The following is a 21,137-nucleotide window of genomic DNA, read 5'->3' as shown; positions in this document are numbered from 1 at the left end:
CCCGAGGATTCAAGGCGCGGGTTCGAAGCAGCGACTCGGCGGGTTGGTGAAGCGGCCGGTCCGTCCTGGCGGGCACTGTAAGGGGCCTGTAAACAGGTGTGAACAGAAAGCGTGAGAGAATGTTGACGGAATCCGCCTTCTTTCGTTTTAGTGGCGAGGACGCGAAATTGTGAGAGTTCGCTTGAACCATGAGCGGTTGGCCGAGATGCTGGCCGAAAGCCGCATGAGCCAGAATCGCTGGGCTATACGCATCGGCGTCAGCCGCTCCTTTCTCTCCATGCTGGTCAACGGCCAGCGGCCTTATCCAGGCGTGGAGACGCGGCGCAAGCTGCTGCGGGCCCTGGACGTGCCTTTCGAGGAGCTTTTTCGAATCGAGGCTCCAGCTCGGGGTTGGGAAAAGAGGCGGCCGGCCCTGTGGGCGGCCAGGACGAAGAGGAAGAGGTGGAATATGAGACTGTTGGCACAAGATCTGCGCTTTGCCATGCGCATCCTGGGACGCCGTCCCGCCTTCGCCGCGCTGGCGGTTTTGACCCTGACGCTGGGGATCGCCGCCTCCACCACCATCTTCTGCATGGTCAACGGGGTGTTGCTGCGTCCTTTGCCCTACCCTGAACCTCATCGGCTGCTCTTTCTGACCGAGACCCTCTTCAGCCGCAATGTGCGCATCACGGCCGTGTCCTATCCCAACTTTAAGGACTGGCAGCGAAGCAGCCAGACGCTGCAATCGATGGCCGCCTGGGACTCCGACGATTTCGCCGTCATCGATTCCGAGGGGCGGCCCCATTCCATCGAGGGCATGCAGGCCAGCGGCGACTTCTTCAAGGTGCTGGGCGTTCCCGCTCTGGAAGGCCGCACGTTCGGGCCCCAGGATGACCTTCCCGGCGCTCCTCCCACGGTCGTCATCAGTCACCACCTGTGGCAGCAGATGTTCGGCGGCGATGCCGACATCGTGGGCCGCTCCATCCGCATCGACGGTGAGGAAACGGCGGTCCTGGGCGTGATGCCGAGAGGGTTTCGCTTCAGCGTGCAGCATGATCTGTGGGTGCCTTTAAGGCGCGCCGAGACGGAGGAGGACCGCCCCAACCGCTTTCTCGAGGTCATCGCCCGCATGGCCCCGGGCGTGAGTCTGCAAGAAGTCCGGGCCGAGATGAACGGCATCTCCCGTCGGCTGGCGGAGCGTGCTCCTTCGGCCAACGCCGATGTCCAAGTCCAGGTCTTGCCGCTGCGCCAGGAAAACGTCCAGGAAGACGACGAACTGCTGCTGACGGTGTTGCTGGGAGTGGTGCTGCTGGTCTTGCTCATCGCCTGCGCCAACGTCACCAATTTGGCTTTGGCCCGCGTCGACGGAAGGCGCCGCGAACTGGCCGTGCGGGGAGCGCTGGGCGCCGGACGAGGACGGTTGATCTCTCAGCTCCTCTCTGAAGCGGCCTTTCTCTCCTTGCTGGCGGGATTGTTGGCGCTTCCTCTGGCCTGGCTGGCCAAGAACGCCATCCAGGCCGGAATCGCCGGCGTCGACCAACTGCCCGTCTGGATGGTCTTCGACTTTGACGCCAACGTCCTGCTGTTTGCCCTGGCGATCTCGCTTTTGAGCGGAATCCTTTTCGGTCTGGTGCCGGCCTTGCGCTTTTCCCGGGTGGACGGCGGCGATGCCCTGCGCGAATCGTCGCGCACGGTCGGCTGGCGGCGTGGACGGCTGCTGGGACAGGGACTGGTGGCGGCCGAGGTGGCCCTGTGCATGACGCTGGTTGTGGGCGCCGCCCTGCTCATGCAGGGTTATCTGCACAAGCTCACCATGGATCTGGGATTCGCCCGCGAGGGGCTGCTGACTCTCGACCTCATCCTGCCGCAAGCCGACTATCCCGAGGAAGCCCAGCGCCGCGAGTTCGTCCGCCAACTGGTGGAGCGGGCCCGCTCCTTGCCGGGCGTGGAAGGCGTTTCAGGCATGTCCTTCAAACCCCTGCTCAATTTCAGCGGCGTCTACTTTCACGCTCAAGGCCATCCCGTGCCCGAAGGCGAGATGCCTTCGGTGGCGGTCTTCGTCCGCGCCCTGCCCGACTACTTCGAGACTCTGGGAACAGAGTTGCTGAGAGGACGCTCCCTGCAGGAGGCGGACGGCCCTGATTCGCGGCGCGTGGCGGTCGTCAACCGCAAGCTGGCCGAGACCTTCTGGCCCGGCGAGGACGCGGTCGGACGCCAGGCTTTTCTGGGGATGACGCCTAACCAAGAGGACTGGGTGACCATCGTGGGCGTGGCTGAGGACGCCAAGATCGACGGCCTCAAGGGCGAAACGATGGCGGCCATCTATGTCCCCTGGTACCAGTCCAGCAGCAGCCGGCTGGTCCTGACGATCAAGTCCGAGGATGCCGATTCGGGCCTTTTGGCCCAGTCGTTGCGCCGGGCCGTGTGGGAAATCGATCCCAATCAACCCGTGCTGAGCGTGCAGACCATGGGCGACATCATCCGCAGCGACGAGTGGGAATACACTCTCTTCGGCCTGCTCTTCGCCGTATTCGCCGGGCTGGCCATGGTGCTGGCTCTGGTGGGACTGTACGGCGTCGTGGCCTACTCGGTGTCGCAGCGCCGTTCTGAGATCGGCATCCGCATGGCGCTGGGGGCCCGCGGGACCGACGTCCGCCGCATGATGTTGCGGGCCGGTATGGCTCCCGCGTTCCTGGGAATGGCCGTGGGTCTGCTGGGCGCTCTGGGCCTTTCCCAATTGCTGACCGGATTCCTGCTGGGCGTCAGCGCCACCGATCCGCTCACTTTCGCGATGACCGCGGCGGCCCTGCTGGCGGTGGCGGCGGCGGCCGCTTACCTGCCCGCCCGCCGGGCCACCCGGGTGGATCCTCTGCAGACCCTGCGCTCCGAGTGAAAGCGGCCTCAGGCTCTATTCGCTTCGCAGCGCTTCGGCGGGCTGGACGGCGGCGGCCCGCCTGGCCGGCAGCAGTCCAGCGGCCAGGGAGACGGCGATCAGCAGCAGGGTCACCGCCACCAGCGTGGGAGGATCGTTGGGCTGCAACTGAAAGAGCAGGCTCTCCAGCACCTGGCTGGCCGCCAGCACCGCCGGAATTCCCAAGACGACCGCCACGGCGGCCAGCCACAGGGTTTCGCGCAAGATCATCCAGAGGATGCGGGGACGGGCAGCCCCCAGGGCCATGCGGATGCCGATCTCACGGCGGCGGTTGACCACACCGTAGGAGACGACGCCATAGAGGCCCAATCCGGCCAGAAAGAATCCCAGCGCCGCGAAGACCGCGGCCATGCGCGCCACCAGGCTCTCGCGGCTGATGCTCCTGGCCACCAGGCTCTCCAAGGGGTCGATGGACACCAGAAGCGGGTTGCCCGGCAGTTCCATGACGGCGCCGCGAATGGCCTGCACGGCCGCACCGGAGGGGCCTTCGATGCGGACTTGGGCCGAGTAGACGCTGAACTGCCATTGCGGCTGGGCCAGCAGCAGCATCGGTTCCGTCTCGGCCCGCAGGTCGTTCCACAGCGAGTCGCGGGTCACCCCCACGATCTGCAGCTCGTCTTCGTCCATGCGCAGTCTCACACCGAGGGCGGAGCCTCCCCGCAGGAACTCGCGCTGAAAGGCCTCGTTGACCAGAGCCACCTTAGGGGTTCCCTCGCGGTCTGAGGGCGTGAACGCGCGTCCTGCCGCCAGGTCGATGCCCAGGGTCTCCACGTAGCCCGGCGTCACGACGTTGATCTGCACTCTGGCCTCGTTGTCGCCCTCCTGCGAGGTGTAGTCCGGAACCTCCACCGCGGTGAACATGATTCCGCGGTCGAAGGGGGTCATCCAGGAGGCGCCGGCTGAACGCACCTGGGGCAGCGTCTGCAGGCGGTCGACCAGTTGCCGGGCCGCTTCGGCTCTTCCTTGCGGGGGCACGTCGAAACCCAAGGTGGCGACCATGACTTGGGAGCTCTGGAACCCCGTGTCCACGCGGGTCAAATCGATCAGCGTGCGCAGCATGAGGCCCGCCCCGGCCAACATCACCAGTGAAAGCGCCAGTTGCAGGGCCACCAGCGCCTTGTTGAGCCGCTGACGCTTGCGTCCGCCGCTGGAGCGCGCGGCGGCCTGCAAGGCCCCGGCAAGATCGAAACGGCTGACCTGCAGAGCGGGCAGAAGCCCGAAGAGCAGGCCGGTGAGCAAAGAAACCAGCGCCGAGAAGCCCAGCACCCGCAGATTGGGTGAGATGGGCACCTCTACGCTGGCATTGCTGAGGCTGATCATGTTCATCAGCAGCGGGCAGGAGGCCCAAGCCAGAAGGCAGCCCAGCGCTCCTCCCGCCAGGGCCAACAAGGAGGCCTCGCCGAGGAGCTGGCTCATCAGCCTCCGGCGGCCCGCCCCCAGGGCCAGGCGGGTGGTCATTTCGCGTTGGCGCCGGGCCGCTCTGGCCAGCATCAGGTTAGCCACGTTGAAGCAGGCGATGAGCAGCAGCAGAAGGCTCACGGCGGAGGTGATGAGCAAAGGGCGCTGGTACTGCCTGCGCAGCGAAGTAAAACCGCCGGCCGCGCTCTCCACCTCGATTCGCGAGCGTGAAAAGTCGACTTCATGTTCCGCTTCGCCCTGCAGTCCGGCCTGACGCTCCTCCTGGCGCAGTTGGCGGTAGAGGGCCGTCAGGGCCTGCTCGGCCTGTTCCAGGCTGGTGCCTTGGGCCAGGCGTCCCATGAGAGAGAAGAAGACCAGTGTGCGGGCCCTCTGGTAGCGGGCGGGTACGTACTGCTCCAGCGGCAACCAGATCTCGGTGCGTCGTCCGGGCGAGGTTCCCGTGAAGTCCTTGGGCGCCACCCCCACGATCTCGAATGGCAGTCCGTCCACCTCGATGAGCCGTCCCACCGCCGAATCCGCCGAACCGAACTGCCTCTGCCAGAATGAATGGGCAATGACGGCCGAGCCGACGGGTCGATCAACGGCCTCTCCCTCTTCATCGCCGTCTGCACGGGTGAAGCTCTCCTCGTCGCGGCGGGTGAAGAAGCGCCCCCGCTGGGGACGCAGCCCCAACACCTGAAAGTAGTCTCCCGTCACTCCCTCGGTCTTGACTCCCGGCAGGCGCTCCCCGTCCAGGGCGGCCCGCTCCAAGTCTGGACCGGTGGCCGCGAAAAGGCCTTCCAGGACGCTCTGGCGTTGGCGCATCTCTTCGAAGACGGGATAGGAAATGAGGGCGAAGCCGCCCGGTTGCTGGGGAGAGAGGGTGATCAGCCGGAAGGGATCACGGACCTCCATGGTTTGCAGCAAGACGGCGTCGGTGACGGTGAAAACGGCAGTGTTGGCGCCGATTCCCAGTGCCAGAGTGATGATGACGATGACCGCAAACCTGGGATTGCGGCCGATCATGCGCAGGGCGTATTTGAAGTTGGACATGGTGTTCCCCCGCCGGTGCTGACGGCTCCCTGTTCCGCGGTTTAGACGCGGCCGGACCACCTTTTGGTTGGCAATCCTTCATTTCCAAGGGTACACGGGAAGGCCTCGACAACCTAGTGCTGCCGGTCATAAATTTTGAGCCGGGAACCTCCGTTTCTTGTCCCTGCCAGGGACAGATTCGCCAGCCCAGCGACTGTGTTGGAAGTCAAGTCCGGGCTCGCCGAAGGCGAGCGATTCGCCAGCCCAGGGTCAGCCGCGGCGAGCGCCGGCGAGACGGCGGCGCCACCCTGGGTTTCAGACGGCAAAGGTCTGAACGCTGAAAGCGTGGGATAACGCCACAGGGTGGCTCAAAACTTCTGACGCACCGCACTAGAGATGGCGCCAGGACGCCAGTTGTTGCATGAGCGGGTCGACCTGGGGGGTCAAGTCGAGGCGGTAACGGCCTCCGCTGGGAGTCTTGACCGAGATCCACAGGTCTTCCGGAATCTGCCGCAACATCTCCTCAAGCTGGCCGCTCAGCTCCCTGGCCGGCTGATAGTCGCTCTTTTTGCGCGCTTTCCTGGCCGTGTGGATGGCCTGCTTGACGTTGTGGCGGAAGGCCTTCCAGTGACGCTCGAAGTAGCGCTCCTCCACTTCGCCAGGCTCGGCCCGCACCCAGACGGGGTGATTCTCGTATCCGGTCTGCTTGTCGATGCCCGTCACCGATCCGTCTGCGTTGAGCTCGTAGACGAAGCTGGTGACCAGCAACTGCCGGCGCTGGTAGTACTTGTCCATTTCTTCCAGGACGCGCTCGTACTGGTCGAGCAGGCGCTGGGCGGTCAGCCAGGCCTGGGAGAAGTGTTCTCCGCGCCGCTCCAATTCCAGGGTTCTCTCCAGCGCTGCCTTTTGGTCGGCCAGGGCTTGCAGCCGCTCTTCGGCTTGGCGTCGCTCGGCTGAAGCATCGCTTTGCAGTTGAGCATAGTCGTCTTCCACCTGTCCCTTGGCCTGGCGGGTCTTGTGGTGGCTGTGCTTCTCGCTGGAAAGGGCTTGTTGCAGTCCCTCCACTTCACGGTCGAGGGCGCCCAAGCGGTGGGTGGCAGCCTGAAGGTCGCGCCCCAACCGGCTCTTCTCGTTGCTGAGCTGGTCGATCTCCTCTCCCCGCCGGTTGGCCAGCTTTTGGGCCTTCACCTGCCAGAGATGAGAGTCCCAGGCGAAGCCGGCCGTGGCGCGGGCGAATTCGATCAGGTCGGCCTCGATGAAGGTGTCCGGCTCATCGGGATCGATGCCCATCTCCCGGAAGCGCCGGCTTAACTCGGGAGGCAGCGTGGGATAGGGAAAAGCCTCGAAGAAAGCGTGCACGGTGGCCAGCGGCACCAGTTTGCTGGAGTCGACGTCGAGATAGCTTTCCGGCTGCTGGGGATCGATTCCCAGTCCCGACAGGGTCTCGCGCATGGGCTCGGAGAGGCTGTGCCACTGATAGCGGTTGAGAAAGTCTGTAACCAGCCTTTGGGCGTCCTGCCCGCGCAGGCGGGCCGTCCGCTGGGCTTTCTCGCGTTCTTGAAGCGCGGTTTCGAGCTGCTTTTCGAGTTCTTGAGACTTCAGAGAGTCGGCTTGGGGCTGGTCGGCTGACGATGAGTCCGGCGGCGTTTCGCCCTGACAGGCCAGCATGAGCAGCAGGACGGCTATCAGCGCCGCGTAGAGTCGGCCGCGAGGCATCCGCCACGAGCGGATGTCCCCGCCGTCCGGCCGGTGAGGTGAATTTTTCCTGTGTGGAACAAAAGCATGGGTGTATGCCATCGGTCAATCTCCTGGAACGGTAGGGCTCGCCGCGCCGCTTCCCCGATGGCTCACTGGCTCAAGCGCTTCTGCTCTCTATGGTCACCACGAGGGCCTGGATGTTCCTTGCCGGGCGGAAAAAAACAGTGAGCAGCCGCTTTACTCAGAGCCGGGACCGGCAGGCTTGAGACGGAGTCGGGTCGCCACGCCGTCGACGACGGCTTGGGGGGAGTAGAGGAGGGGGAAGTAGCGCCCGTCGGCCCAGGGCTGGAAAAGGTCGCGGTAGTGTGGGCTGGAGGGGTCGCCGGACTGTCCCGGCGAGTTGGTGGCCAGGCTGGAGTCCCAGTCGGAGAGATCGGCGATGACGCGGAAGGTGGCTCCCGAGGACTGGTTGTCGCGGCTGGTGGTCATGTTGACGCTGTGGCGGTTGCCGCCCCGCGGCAGCGGGCCGTGGTCGAGCCTGGCGGCCAGGTCGGGACGCAGCGCCTGGGACAAGGGGTGAACGATGCGGACGTGGTGCAGGTCGGCGCTTCCGTAGCGCCACCGGGAGGCGTCCTCGCCCAGCCGCTCTTGCAGTTCCTCCAGAGCCTGGCCGAGGCTGGAGAGCAGCAGGGCGTCGCGGGCCCGCTGGGGGTCTCTGCCCAGCCTGGGATGGGGAGTGCGCATCCATCTCAAGACCTGGGTCAGGCGGGGCGGTCCCAGTTCCCCAATGGCTTGGGGATAGAGGAGGCGGGCCAGCCCCGCCCGCAGGTATCGTTCGAAAACCGTATAGACGGCGGCCGCCATGGAGTCGGCCTGCATGCGGTAGTCCCACTGGTCCAGGGCTTTCAGCGCCGCTTCCCAGTTGGCCACGTCGCGCTTGGCGCCCTGGGGCGGATTTTGAGCGGCGGCCAGCAAGAGAGGCGTCAGTTGGCGGGCCGGGATGCTCAGGTAGTCCAACTGCAGCTCCCGCATCTGCTCCAGCGTCAGTTTTTCTTCCCGAGAGAGAAACTCATCCAGCCGCTGCTTGCGGTAGGGCTCGGCCCACCTGAAACCCACCACCGGACGGTAGTTTTGGGGCAGGTTGTTCTCGTTGGCGGTGGCCAGGTAGCCCGAGGGGGGATTATAGGCATGAGGCAGGTCGAGCACCGGCACATATCCATCCCACTCGTAGCGTCCGTCTCCGGGGACGGGCAGCAGCCCGCTCCAGTTGGGGCGCCGGGGCGTGATGCCGGTGGCCTGCCAGCCGATGTTGCCCTGGCGGTCGGCCCACACCATGTTCTCGGAGGGGGTCAGGAAATAGGAACAAGCCTGGCGGAACTCCTCCCAGGTGAGGGCCTGGTTGATGCGCAGCGAGGCCAGGTAGGGCGCGCCTCCCACCTCCAGCCAAGCGGCCTTCAAGGCATAGGCCAAACCGGCCTCTTGGTCCTGGTAGATGACCGGTCCGTGGCGGGTGAACTTGAGCTGCACGGTCTGCGGCTGGCGGCCTTTGACGGGGATGGTCTCTTCTTCCACACGCATCTTTTCCCACTGCTCCCGGTAGCGGTATTGCAGCGGGTCCTGGGGGTTGGTGCGGTAGACGTAGAGGTCCTCCTGGTCGACGCTGAAGATGGTCAAGCCCCAGGCGCCTTCCTGGTTGTGTCCGATGGAAACGCCGGGCAGGGCCGGTTCGCCGCCTCCGATGACGTCCCAGCCCGGAGCGGTGAGATGCACGAAGTAGCGCAGCGAGGGAGCTTGCAGGGAGCGATGGGGATCGTTGGCCATGAAGGCCGCCCCAGTGGCGCTGCGGGCCGGCGCCACTACCCAGTTGTTGCTGCCCGGTTCCGGAGCCTCCAGAGGACTCAGGCCCCGACGCGCGGCGGACGGCTGGCGGAGCGCGCCCGCGGCAGCCTGGTCCTGGGCCCGGGCTTGTTCGTCCACCACGTCCTCGGGCAGGAAGACGGGGCGTTGCCGGGAGGCCTGGTAGACCTGCAGGATTTGCTCGCTCAGCCCATCCAGATCGAGGCCCGGGGCCGGTTCCAGGTCGGGATCGGGAGGTTCGAAGTGGTAGAATTCCTTCACCGCCGCCGATCCCATCTTGTTCACTGCCAGGGCCAGGGACAGCTCCGCGTCGGCGTTTCGGAACAGACCGTTGTGGCGCGAAACCACCACTTCAGGCGTCCACAAGCCCGGCTCGATGCCCAGCAAACCGAACTCCATGGGCAGGTTCTCGGGCTGCTCGAGGGCCTCCTTGACATAGGCGTTGACGCCTTTCACGAAGGCCGTGATGATTTCTTCTCCGTCGGGATGGTAGTGGGCCATTTCGCGCTTCATGTCGGCCCGCAGGCGGAGCAGGCGCGAGCCCAAGTCCTGGGCCAGAAAGCGTTCGCCGAAGGCCTCAGAAAGCGTCCCCGTCGCCATGCGTCTCCACATCTCCAGTTGAAAGAGCCGATCCCGTGCGGCGTTGTACCCCTGGGCGAAGAAGAGGTCGTGTTGGTTGCGGGCGTAGATGTGGGAGACTCCCCAGGAATCGCGCAGGATCTCGACCTGCTCGCGCAGGCCCCGGGCAACGATTTCCTCCCTCGGCCGGCTGTTCTCGGGTGCGCAGGAGAGGCCTGCCAAGGCCATTGCAGAGAGCAGGCACAGGACGCTCAAGCTGTGCTGAGTAAGACGCTTCATGGCTGCCATTGTTGTTGCCTGGCGGCTGCTTTGCAAGGGCTGAGAGGATCTCGACGCGTCCTGACGTTACAATAGAGAAGATGCATGTGGCGACATTGATGCCGTCGGACTTGAACCGCCTCGAACCTCTCTTCCAGGAAGAAATCGAGTGCTGGCGCCGCGAACTCCACTGGGACTTCAGTCCCTCTGCGCAACTGATCCGCAGGTTCGTGAGCTCTCAGAGCCTGCCGGGATTCGTGCTGGAGGGGTCTGGTCGGGAGCTGCTCGGCTACACCTACTTCATCGCCAACAATCCCGTGGGTTTCATCGGCGACCTTTTCATGCCTGAGGCTCATTCCAGCTTTAAGGGCTACCAGATGCTTCTGGACAAAGCCGTGCAGTCGCTGACATCCCGTCCTCAGGTCAAGCGCATCGAGTGTCAGATCATCTCCTTTAACCTGCCCCTCAAGGATCTCTTCTTGGAAAAGGGGTTCCAGGCTCTGCCGCGTTGTTTTCTCACCTATGACCTGCGGCGGCAGCAAGAAGAGCCGGCGGGTCAGCCCAACGGATTCAGGGTCGAGAAGTGGCAACGCCGCTATTTCGAAGCCGCCGCCCGCACCGTTCAAGACAGCTATCGCTCCTCGCCCGACTTCGAACTCTGCTACGACTACCAATCGCTGCAGGGCTGCTCGCGTTTTCTGCGCAACCTCATCGACAATCCCGGCTGCGGGACCTTTCAGCCCTCGACGACGCTGCTGGCTATGGACGCTGAGGGGGAGGTTTGCGGGGTTCTGGTAACCAGCCTCATTTCTCCCCGCACCGGCATGATTCCCCAGATTTCGATATCCCGCCGCTGGCAGGGACGAGGCGTGGGCACTCACCTGCTGCGCCGCTACTTCGCCGTGGCCCGGCGTCAGGGGCTCCGGCGCATCACCCTCTCCGTGTCGGCGGCCAATGAGGGGGCCCATCGTCTTTATCGCCGCATGGGTTTTGAACTGAAGAAATCGTTCCACGCCTTTTTGTGGAAGCGTGAAGCAAGCTGACCCCGCACTTCCCTTCAGCAGATTCCCCGCTGCGAGTCTCGCATGAATTCCTCCATGTGGCGGACCCTTGGAGAATCAATTTCGCTCAGGCGGGCCAGGCGGTCACTCAGGGCGGAGTGATCGGAGAAGATCACCCGGTAGGCTTCTTTCAGCGGCTTGAGTTCTGCGGAACTGATTTTGGCCCTTCTCAGCCCCACCAGGTTGAGGGATCGGGTGCGGGCCGGGACACCGTCGACCAGGCAGTAGGGCAAGACGTCCTGAACCACCTTGGCGTTGCCGCCGATCATGGAGCGGCGGCCTATGCGCGTGAACTGGTGGATGACGACGCCACCCGATATGAAGGCGTGATCCCCGATCTCGATGTGGCCGGCCAGGCAGACATTGTTGGCGATGATGATCCCGTCGCCCAGCAGGCAGTCGTGGGCCACATGCACATAGGCCATCAGATAATTGCCGCTGCCGATGCGGGTGGCTTGGCCCGAGGAGGCCCGGTGCAGGGTCACGCCCTCGCGGATGACGTTGTCGTCTCCCACCGTCAAAGCGGTTTCCTGCTCCTGGAACTTCAAGTCCTGAGGCGTGCCTCCCAGCACGGCGTGTTCGTGAAGCTGGTTGCGGTTGCCCAGGCGGGTAAAACGCTTGAGTACGGCATGAGCGGCGATGCGGCAGTTCTCTCCGACCTCAACGTCTTCCTCGATGACGGCATAGGGGCCGACCTGAGTTCCGCGCCCCAGCTTTGAGGAAGGATGGACCAGGGCGGTAGGATGCACGCTCAAAGGTGTGGAATCGTGGGCCATGGATGAATTCCGCTCCCATGACTCGCCCGCGCTTGGGATCGAAGGCGATTTTTGTCATGATGGTAATGCTGCTTGAATTTGAAAGTTGTTTGAACCCTTCCCCCGGAGAAAGATTTAAATGGACCTTAAGGATAAACGAGCTATTGTCACCGGCGCCACCAAAGGCATAGGACGCGCCATCGCTGAAAGCCTGATTCGAGAGGGCGCCAAAGTGGTCGTGACCTCCCGCACCGCTTCCGACGTGGAGTCGACCGTCAAACATCTCAACCGCATCAGCGCCGCGTCCGCCGCCGGACGGGTCTGCGACGTCCGCGACGCCGAGCAGGTCAAGGCGCTGATCGAATTCGCCGTGGACGAGTTCTCAGGGCTGGAGATCGTGGTCAACAACGCCGGCTTGGGCATCTTCAAGCCGGTGGAGGAGCTCAGCGTCGAGGAATGGCGGCAGACTTTGCAGACGAATCTCGACAGCCTCTTTTACGGCTGCCACTACGCCCTTCCCCATCTCAAGAAAGAGGACGAGAGCTTCATCATCAACATCGGCAGCCTGGCGGGTAAGAACGCCTTCCCGGGCGCCAGCGCCTACAACGCCTCCAAGTTCGGGCTCATCGGATTCTCCGAGGCTCTCATGCAGGAAGTCCGTCACGACGGAGTCAGGGTGGCTTACATCATGCCCGGCAGCGTCGAGACCTGGTTTGGTGGCCAGGCTCCCCGCAGCGAAAGCTGGAAGCTGTCCGCCCAGGACGTGGCCGACGTGGTCATCGACACGCTCAAGCGCCATCCGCGCTGTTTGACCAGCCGCATCGAGATGCGGCCCTCCCGGCCTCCCAAGAAATGAAGAGCCGCCCCGAAGCTGCCGCTGCAATGCCTGAAACTGCTGGGCCCCGGCGCACGTATAAACCGTTACAGGCGGAGTTGCGGTTGACTTGCCTGTGGTCTCGGCCGCGCGCCCCAGTGAAACTTGGGACGGGGTTTCGGATCATAAGATGATGTGAGAATGACACGCCTTGACAATCAAGGTTTCGATCATAGATTTGAAGAGTAAGTTTTTGGAGGGAAGATCCCATGCAACGAACCGTACAATTCCTTTCTTCACGCAAAGGATTGACATTTCTCGCCGTTTTCGCGGCCCTCAGCCTCGGCCTTGTGCTGGGCCCCATCGTCTCGGAGCAGGTCTGGAGCCATCAGGACGTCCAGCAGGTTGCCCTGCTCAAGGTGGCTGAAAGCAGCGGAACCACCGCTGCCCCCGATGCGGCGGAGCTTTCTAAGGGCTTCCGCGCGGTAGCCAGACAGTTTGAGCCTTACGTGGTCAATATCCGCAGCCGTACGCTTCCCCAAGAGCGGGCCCGCTCAAGCGACCGGGACGATCCGGAAGTCCCCGACTTGCTGGAGCGCTTCTTCCGGGGCATGCCTTCCCAGCCTCAGGAGCAGCGTTCGCTGGGATCAGGCACCATCGTCGACAGCAAGGGCTTTATCATCACCAACACGCATGTGGTGACAGGCATGACCCGCAGAGGCGAGCGCCGACCCGCCGACCGCATCGAGGTGATGCTCTCCAACGGCAAGATCTACAGGGCCGAGGTGGTGGGTTTCGACGAAATCGTCGACATCGCCGTACTCAAGATCAACGCCGACGAGACGCTCCCCGCCGCTACCATCGGCGACACGGACAAGGTGCAGATCGGCGATTGGGTGCTGGCCATGGGCAGTCCCTTCGGACTGGAGCAGACGGTCACCGCCGGCATCATTTCGGCCAAAGGCCGCCCCGGCGATCGCTTCGGATCGGTTGCCAACCTCTTCGGCGACTATATTCAGACCGACGCCGCCATCAACCCCGGCAACAGCGGGGGGCCGCTGGTCGACATGAACGGCCGGCTGATCGGCATCAACACCTTCATCTCCACGCGTTCGGGAGGTTCGCAAGGCATCGGTTTCGCCATTCCCTCCCACGTTTTCGTCAATGCCTACAATCAACTGGTGCGCGAAGGGCGCATCGAGCGCGGATTCATCGGAATCTCCATGAACACCACCGCCATGACGCCTGAGATGGCCGACTACTTCGGGGTGAACGGAGACGACCCGGAGGGCATCAAGGACGGAGACGGAGTCATCGTCACCGACCTGATCGACGAAACGGGCGATCCCGGCTCTACCCAGGGTCCCGCCGCCCAGGCCGGCCTGGAAGTGGAAGACGTGGTCGTCAAGATCGGCGACCGTGAGATCGAGACGCCCTTTGATCTGCGTTCGGCGGTGGCTTCGACGCCTCCCGGAGAAAAGCTGCGGGTGACGGTCGTGCGCAGGGGCGAAGTCAGGACTTTCGACGTTGAGCTGGCTCGCCGCCAGTTGGAGGATCAGGAACAGCGGGAAGGCCGCTCCTTCAGTTTCGAGGAAGAGCCCGAACCGCAGCAGCAGCCCAAGGAGATCGGGCTTTACTTCGAGGATCTCAATCCCGACGATGCCCGCCGCATCGAGTTGCCCGAGAAGGAGGGCCGAGTGCTGATCGAGGAAGTCGTGCCCGGCAGCCTGGCCGACGAAGCCGGACTGCAGGCCGGGCTCATCATCAGCCAGGTCAACGGCGAACGCATGGACAGCGCCGACGAGTTCTACAACACCATCAGCAACCTCAAATCGGGTCAGTCGGTAGTGCTGCGGGTCGTCCAGCCCAATCCTCAAGGAGGGCTCAACAGCGTTGCCTACACCTCCTTCAAGAAACCCTGACCGGAGGGCCGGCTAAGCCGGGAGCCTGGTGTCGCAGGGAGCATAGGGGCCGCCGGCCGGGGTGGCAGCACCTGACACTTGTGTGAACTTGCGGGCCACCTGGTGGCTTAGAAGGATTCCGCCTCGGCGCGCGCTTGAGCCTCTTCAACCATGGCCTCGATGTCCATGCCGGACTCGATGTCGCGGATGTGGCGGTAGCGGGCGCGCGTCTGAGGATGATCGGGCAGGAAGAGTGTGCAGCAATCCTCTTCCGGCTCGATGGAAATCTCATAGGTCCCGATCCGGCGGGCCAGATCGATGATCTCCTGCTTGTCATAGCCTACCAGGGGCCGCAGGACAGGCCGTTTGCTGGCGCTGTCGATGACCGTCAGGTTCTCCAGCGTCTGGGACGCCACCTGTCCCAGGCTCTCACCCGTCAAGAGCACCCGGGCCCTCTTCCTCCAAGCTACCCGTTCGGCGATGCGCAGCATCATGCGCCGGTAGAGAACCACCCGCAGCGAGGCCGGCGATGAAGCCACGATTTGGTGCTGGCATTGGGCAAAGGGCACCATGAAGAGTTGGGAGTGTCCCTGATAGCGGCTGAGTACGCTGACCAGCCGCCGCACCTTTTCCTGCGCTTCCAAAGTGGTGTGGGGGAAGCTGTGGAAATGGACGAAGATGACGCGGCATCCGCGGCGCATCATGCGGTAGGCGGCCACCGGAGAATCGATTCCTCCCGAGATCAGTCCCACCGCCTTTCCCGCCGTGCGGGCCGGCAGACCTCCCGCTCCCGTCTCCTTGCTGAAGTAAATGAAGGCGTAATCTTCGATGAATTCGAGAAAGCAGGTCAGGTCCGGCTCTTCCAGGTCCACCGCCTTGCCGCATTTTTCTTGAATGAATGCGCCCACCCGCCGGTTGATCTCGGGAGTTGGCAGATCGATGGAGTCCGGCGTGCGGCGGGCTTCGATTTTGAAAGAGGTGAACTCTCGGGCCGAAGCCAGCGTCCACAGGTCGCGGTTGAGCTGCGCGAGGTCCTGGACCGATCCCCAAGCTGGAGAGCAGGTGGCGATTCCGAAGACGTTGCGGGCTCGCCTTGTGGCCTCTTCCACCTGGGCGTCCTCAGCCAAACGGACCACGATCCGCCCTGAGAGGCGAAAGATGGACTGATTGGGCAGGCCTTTGAGCGCGCGTTTGAGATTCTCCCGCAGCGCCACCTCGAAGGCACGCCTGTTGCGTCCCTTAAGGGTAATCTCGTTGTAGCGGCAGATCAAAAAACGTTGCATCGGCCTTCGATTATACGAGGGGGACCGCTGACCGGGTCACGGCGGCTGAGGAGAAAGAGGCGCGGCAAACGTTGCTTTTAACCGGGGGTGCCTACACAGGGGCCAAGCAGGGTCCCCATTTGCGAAGTAAGGAGACGCGTTCACATGAAGAGGCTGGCTATCTCATTGGTGTTCATTCTGGCCACGGCGCCGGCTCAGGCTGAGGACTTGACCATTGACCGCATTATGGAGGGCGAGGATTTCGTGGGCGTGTCGCCTTCCCGGATCCGCTGGCAGGGCGATTCCCGAACCCTCTATTTTCGTTGGCGCGAGCCCGGCAGCGAAGACGAGGGAACCTATCAGGCCCAATGCGACGAGGGCTTACCCGTCCGCCTGCCGGAGGAAGAAGAAAATCAGGCCTGGCCCCAGGAAGGCGACTGGGACGAGCAACGGAGCCGCTTTGTGGCCGAGATCGAAGGCGACATCTACTTGTTGCAGCCGGACGGAAGCCGCTCGGCCCTGATCGAAACCCGGCAAAACGAAAGCCGGCCCGCCTTCAGCCGCGATGGCGAGAGCGTCTACTTCCAGCGCGGCGACAACCTCTTCGCCCTGTCCCTGGATGAGGGAGCTTTGCGCCAGCTCACCGATTTCCGCCAGGGAGACAAGGACGACGACAAGGAACCGGAAGGCAACGAAGCCTTTCTCAAGGCCCAGCAGGAAGAGCTCTTCGAGCAGTTCTCAGGACGCCGCAAGGAGGAACGGGAAAAGCGCGAAGCCGAGCGCAAGGAACGCGACGCCCGGGCTTTTTACGCGGGACGGCAAGCCGATCTCTCGGGCCTTTCGCTTTCCCCGAGCGAGCGCTACGTCATCTTCCGCTGGAGCCGTCCTTCCAAGGACTCCAAGGAGACCATGGTCCCCGATTTCGTCACCGAGGACGGATTCGCACGTCCCCTCGCCGCCCGCCCCAAGGTGGGAGACCCCCAGGGAGAATCGAAGGTCGGGATCTACGCGGTCGAGGACGGCCAAGTCCGCTGGCTGGATGAACTGGCGAATACCGCCTTCGTGGTGGGACCGGAGTGGAACGAGAGCGGTGACAAAGCCGCCCTGTGGGTCTTTTCCTCCGACTTCAAACAACGCTGGATATACGTTGTCGATATCGAGACGGGCCAATTGACGGTAGCCGATCAGTTGAGCGACGAAGCCTGGATCGGAGGTCCCGCCTTCAACGCCTTCGGCTGGATACCGGGCAGTGACCGGCTCTGGTTCGTCTCGGAACGCGACGGCTGGGCCCACCTCTACAGCGTGGGATGGCAGGGGGAGGGGTTGAGCCAGTTGACCAGCGGCTCCTGGGAGGTGGCGGACGTCCAGATCTCTCCCGATCAGCAGTGGTTCCTGCTCACCACCAGCCAGGAAGACCTGGGGCAGAGGCACTTTTACCGGTTGCCCCTGGAAGGCGGCACGCCGCTGCGTCTGACCGAAGGCGTGGGCCGCGCGGACGCCACCATCTCTCCCGACGGGTCGCGTCTGGCGGTGCTTTTCTCCGCCTCCAACCAGCCCCCCGAGCTGTTTTGCGGGCCAACCGGCTCAGGTCAGCCGCCGCGCCGCATTACCCACTCCACCCTGGAGAGCTTCGAGAGCTACCCCTGGAGGGAACCGCAGATCGTCTCCATCCCGGCCCGCGACGGAACCCAAGTGACGGGACGCTTCTACCGTCCGCTGCAAGCGGCTCCCGGCCGGCCGGCCGTTATCTTCGTGCATGGCGCCGGCTACCTGCAGAACGCCCACCGCTGGTGGTCGAGCTACTACCGCGAGTACATGTTCCACAACCTGCTGGCCGATCATGGCTATCACGTCCTCGACCTCGATTACCGGGGCAGTGCAGGCTACGGCCGCGACTGGCGCACGGGAATCTACCGGCACATGGGCGGCAAGGACCTGAGCGATCAAGTCGACGGAGCCCGCTGGCTGGTGGAGAACCACGGCATCGATCCCGCCCGCATCGGCATTTACGGCGGCAGCTACGGAGGCTTCATCACTCTGATGGCCATGTTTACCGAGCCCGAAGTCTTCGCCGCCGGAGCGGCCCTCCGTCCCGTCACCGATTGGGCTCACTACAACAACTTCTACACCGGGCGCATCCTCAATCTCCCCCAGGACGATGCCGAAGCCTACAAGCGCAGTTCGCCCATCTATTTCGCCCAGGGTCTGGAAGGCGCGTTGCTCATCTGTCACGGCATGGTCGACACCAACGTCCATTTTCAGGACACCGTCCGTCTGGCTCAGCGCCTTATCGAGCTGGGCAAGGAGGATTGGGAAGTGGCCATCTATCCGGTGGAAGGCCACGGCTTTCGAAATGCCTCCAGTTGGGCCGACGAGTACAAGCGCATCTTCAAGCTCTTCGAAGACAACCTGAAGGGTGATGTGCCCGCCGGGACCGGCGACTAGAGGACTCGGAAACACCGGCTCATCCTCGCTTTGTCGCCGCTCACCGAGGATGGGCCGCCGTCCACCGATCTCTCCTTCCCATCGACTCGCCCCCATACTAAGGTGGATGATGCCGGGCTCGATCAGCCCGTGGCGAAGGAGAAAACGACATGCATCGACGAAGTGGACACTCTCGGCACTCGGGGAGGCTGGCTCCGCTGATCGGCGGCTTCATACTCATCGCCTTGGGAATGGGGCTGTTCTTCGATACTTTGGAGATCTGGGATTTCGGCGAGCTCTTCCGCTTCTGGCCCCTCGTCCTGGTTGGAATCGGAGCCGGCAAGCTGATCTCGCCCCGCAAACACGACGACCGCCGCGGAGGACTGTGGCTGGTCGGCATCGGCAGCTGGCTGCTGGTTCCCTCTTTGGGGCTGTTCGGATTGGAGTGGGAAAACTCCTGGCCCCTCATCCTCATCGTCATCGGGCTGCTCATCATCATTCAGTCCACGCTGATGGACCGCCGTCAGGGAGAGAACACATGAGTGAACGTCGAGCTTCCATATTCACCCCTCAATTGATACTGGGCTTGCTGGTGGTGGCGGCCGGAGTGCTCTTCACCATGGAAACCCTGGGGATGGCCTATGCCTGGGATTATCTGCGCTTCTGGCCTCTGGCGCTGGTGATCGTGGGCGTGCTCTTCGCCCTTCAGGCCGATCAGGTTCCGGGACGTTTGGGCGGGGGACTGCTGGCCGCCATCGGCTTCGCGCTGCTCATCAACACCTACTGGGACTTCAGGCTCGACCTGTGGGACTTCTGGCCGCTGGTGCTGGTTTTTCTGGGCGGCATGCTCATCTGGCAGGCCCTTCAGCCGCGCAAGGACCGTCCGGGCGACGCCGATTCCGAGTCCTGGATCACCTCGATGGCCGTGCTGGGCGGTGTCGAACGCAAGAACAGTTCCAGCGATTTCAGGGGCGGCGAACTGACCGCCTTCATGGGCGGAATTGAAATCGACCTGAGCAAGGCGCAAATCACGGCTCCCGAGGCTGTGCTCCACATCTTCGCCATGTGGGGAGGCGTCAACGTGCGCGTTCCAGACGACTGGACCGTGGTGGTGGAAGGCTTCCCCTTCATGGGCGGCTACGCCGATAAGACCCACCATCCTCGTGACGGCGTCAAGCAACGGCTGATCGTGCGCGGAGCCGTCATCATGGGAGGCGCGGAGATCAAGAACTGAAGCCTCGGGCAAGGGACCCAACAGCCGCGGCCAACTTCAATGCAGATCTTTCAGAATCGCGGATTGCTTCTCTACCTGGGGGCCTGGACCCCCTTGGCGGGCTTGCAGGTCCTGCTTCTGACCGCCACCGGCATGGACTGGCTGCAATCGCTGGCCGCCGGAGTGCCGCTGGCCTACCTTTACGCCTTCCCCTGCCTCTCGGCCTGGTACTTGAGCCGCATCCAGCCCCTGGGCCGCAGCCAGATCCTGCGCTGGATACTGACTTTCACGGCGGCCGCGCTGGCGACCAGCTCCTACTGGATCTTCGTCGGCCGTTTCTGGACCGGGCTGCTGGAACAACTTGGGGGGCTGCAAGGGGTGGCCCAAATCTACCGTCAACAGCAGTTGCTTTTCTTCCTGGTAGGCGTGTTGCTCTATGCCCTGGTCACCGCCGCCGCCTATCTGCTCAGCGCCGTGGAGAAATCGCGTCAGTCCGACCGCGAGGCCCTGGAAATGCGCCTGGCCGCCCAGCAAGCAGAACTGCAAGCCCTCAAGTACCGCATCAATCCCCATTTTCTCTTCAACAGCCTCAATTCGGTCAGTTCCCTGACCCGTTCCGATCCCGCCAAGGCCCGCAGCATGTGCCTCCTGCTGGCCGGTTTCTTGCGCAAGAGCCTCAAGCTGGGCGCCAAAGAGAACATTCCGCTGGGAGACGAGGTGGGGCTTACCGGCGAGTACCTGTCCATCGAGAAGATCCGCCGTCCTTCCCTGAACTTCAGCCTGCAGGTGGAGCGCCAGGCCATCAGCGTTCCGGTGCCGGCCCTTATCCTTCAGCCCCTGGTGGAAAACGCCGTCAAACACGGAGTGGCCCAGTTGCTGGACGGCGGTACGGTCAGCGTGCAGGGCCAACTGCGGGATGGACGCCTGCACCTCTCCATCGAAAATCCCTACGACCCTCAAGGCACCCGCGACCGGGGCACCGGGCTGGGACTTCAAGCGGTGGAAAAGCGCCTGCAATTGACCTACGGCGAAGGGGCCTTGTTGCGTGTCCGCAAGGACCCTCAAGTTTATCGGGTGGAGATGACGCTGCCCGCCCGTCAGGACGACTCCCAGGACCCCGCCACGGAGGACCGGCCATGAGTTCGGAGAAGAAGTCGCAGCCTCTGCGCGCCGTCATTGTCGACGATGAAGATCTTGCCCGCCAAGCGCTGGCCGCCGAACTTGAGGAGCATCCTCAGGTCAAGGTGATCGCCCAATGCGCCAACGGATTCGAAGCCGTCAAGGTGATCGGCGATGAGGAACCCGACCTGGTTTTTCTCGACATCCAGATGCCCAAGTTAGATGGCTTCGAAGTTTTGGAACTGCTCGACGACCCGCCTCACGTCATCTTTGTGACGGCTTACGACGAGTACGCCCTCAAGGCCTTCGAAGTCCATGCCGTCGACTATCTGCTCAAGCCGCTCGACCCTGAACGCCTGTCCGAAGCACTGGAGCGGGCGGCGGGACGGGCCAAGCCGGGCGCTGCGTCCCAGGATCAGAGGAGCGGGCCCTTCCCGCCCGGCTCGGCAAAAGGGGGCCACGAGGGCGCTCCTCTGGACGTGGCCGCTGTGGCCGCCGCGGCCCGTCCTCGACGCAAGTTTCTGGAGCGCATACTCATCAAGGAGGGGGGAGACATCACCGTTGTTCCCGTCGACTCCATCGACTATCTGGAGGCCCAGGACGACTACGTCAACGTGGTGACCGGGGGCAAGGGGCGTCTCAAGCAGCAACGCATGGCCTACTACGAGAAACACCTGCCGCAGGGCCGTTTCGTGCGCGTCCACCGCTCCTACATCCTCAACCTCGACCGCCTGGCCCGCCTCGAGCTCTACGCCAAGGACTCACGCATCGCCACCCTGCGCGACGGCAGCAAGATCCCCGTCAGCCGCTCCGGCTACGCCCGCCTCAAACACCACCTCGACCGCTGAGCGAGTG

14 protein-coding genes are annotated in these 21,137 nt (G+C 63.6%); 9 read left to right on the top strand and 5 right to left on the bottom strand.

All coding sequences use genetic code 11. The features are described 5' to 3' along the window. Positions 1–169: 169 nt before the first annotated feature. Positions 170–2,872, top strand: a complete 2,703-nt coding sequence (locus VLU25_18910) for an ADOP family duplicated permease (GenBank protein HSR70006.1) — start codon at positions 170–172, stop codon at positions 2,870–2,872. Between the two features lie 15 nt (positions 2,873–2,887). Here the strand turns inward: VLU25_18910 and VLU25_18905 are convergent, their stop codons facing one another. The 3 genes from VLU25_18905 to VLU25_18895 form a co-directional block, all read right to left on the bottom strand. Next, positions 2,888–5,362: an ABC transporter permease gene (locus VLU25_18905; GenBank protein HSR70005.1), complete on the bottom strand. Its 2,475-nt coding sequence runs from the start codon at positions 5,360–5,362 to the stop codon at positions 2,888–2,890. Between the two features lie 369 nt (positions 5,363–5,731). Beyond that, positions 5,732–7,057, bottom strand: a complete 1,326-nt coding sequence (locus VLU25_18900) for a hypothetical protein (GenBank protein ID HSR70004.1) — start codon at positions 7,055–7,057, stop codon at positions 5,732–5,734. 219 nt (positions 7,058–7,276) lie between these two features. Next, positions 7,277–9,754, bottom strand: coding sequence for a penicillin acylase family protein (locus VLU25_18895; protein ID HSR70003.1), 2,478 nt, complete (start codon positions 9,752–9,754; stop codon positions 7,277–7,279). 86 nt (positions 9,755–9,840) lie between these two features. On the opposite strand from VLU25_18895, the gene VLU25_18890 reads away from it, so the two are divergent. Continuing rightward, on the top strand, positions 9,841–10,776 hold the full coding sequence (locus tag VLU25_18890; GenBank protein ID HSR70002.1) for a GNAT family N-acetyltransferase: 936 nt from the start codon (positions 9,841–9,843) through the stop codon (positions 10,774–10,776). Positions 10,777–10,790: 14 nt separating this feature from the next. On the opposite strand, the gene lpxA is transcribed toward VLU25_18890, so the two are convergent. After that, the gene (gene lpxA, locus VLU25_18885) at positions 10,791–11,570 is read right to left on the bottom strand and encodes an acyl-ACP--UDP-N-acetylglucosamine O-acyltransferase (protein ID HSR70001.1); all 780 of its coding nucleotides are present in this window, start codon (positions 11,568–11,570) and stop codon (positions 10,791–10,793) included. A 118-nt stretch (positions 11,571–11,688) separates the two neighbouring features. On the opposite strand from lpxA, the gene VLU25_18880 reads away from it, so the two are divergent. Beyond that, the gene (locus VLU25_18880) at positions 11,689–12,405 is read left to right on the top strand and encodes an SDR family oxidoreductase (GenBank protein HSR70000.1); all 717 of its coding nucleotides are present in this window, start codon (positions 11,689–11,691) and stop codon (positions 12,403–12,405) included. 227 nt (positions 12,406–12,632) lie between these two features. Further along, on the top strand, positions 12,633–14,285 hold the full coding sequence (locus tag VLU25_18875; GenBank protein ID HSR69999.1) for a trypsin-like peptidase domain-containing protein: 1,653 nt from the start codon (positions 12,633–12,635) through the stop codon (positions 14,283–14,285). A gap of 107 nt (positions 14,286–14,392) precedes the next feature. On the opposite strand, the gene thiI is transcribed toward VLU25_18875, so the two are convergent. Beyond that, entirely contained in the window at positions 14,393–15,547 is a 1,155-nt protein-coding gene (thiI, locus tag VLU25_18870; protein HSR69998.1) for a tRNA uracil 4-sulfurtransferase ThiI, read from the bottom strand. Positions 15,548–15,691: 144 nt separating this feature from the next. Here thiI and VLU25_18865 point away from each other — a divergent pair, with 144 nt between their 5' ends. The 5 genes from VLU25_18865 to VLU25_18845 all read left to right on the top strand — a co-directional run bounded on the left by VLU25_18865 (position 15,692) and on the right by VLU25_18845 (position 21,130). After that, positions 15,692–17,971: an alpha/beta fold hydrolase gene (locus VLU25_18865; GenBank protein ID HSR69997.1), complete on the top strand. Its 2,280-nt coding sequence runs from the start codon at positions 15,692–15,694 to the stop codon at positions 17,969–17,971. A gap of 149 nt (positions 17,972–18,120) precedes the next feature. Continuing rightward, positions 18,121–18,492: a DUF5668 domain-containing protein gene (locus tag VLU25_18860; protein HSR69996.1), complete on the top strand. Its 372-nt coding sequence runs from the start codon at positions 18,121–18,123 to the stop codon at positions 18,490–18,492. Beyond that, a complete protein-coding gene (locus tag VLU25_18855; GenBank protein HSR69995.1) occupies positions 18,489–19,184 on the top strand; it encodes a DUF5668 domain-containing protein in 696 nt (231 codons plus the stop codon). The genes VLU25_18860 and VLU25_18855 overlap by 4 nt, the downstream gene beginning before the upstream one ends. Before the next feature lie 39 nt (positions 19,185–19,223). Next, positions 19,224–20,303 (top strand): histidine kinase, encoded by a 1,080-nt coding sequence (locus VLU25_18850; protein ID HSR69994.1) that lies wholly within the window; start codon positions 19,224–19,226, stop codon positions 20,301–20,303. Then, positions 20,300–21,130, top strand: a complete 831-nt coding sequence (locus VLU25_18845) for a response regulator (protein HSR69993.1) — start codon at positions 20,300–20,302, stop codon at positions 21,128–21,130. The genes VLU25_18850 and VLU25_18845 overlap by 4 nt, the downstream gene beginning before the upstream one ends. The last annotated feature ends 7 nt before the right edge of the window (positions 21,131–21,137 follow it).

The organism is Acidobacteriota bacterium (assembly GCA_035471785.1).
Lineage (GTDB): Bacteria > Acidobacteriota > UBA6911 > RPQK01 > DATIPO01 > JANQFM01.
Note: the sequence above shows the minus strand (reverse complement) of the source record. Positions and strands in the feature narration are given on the sequence as shown.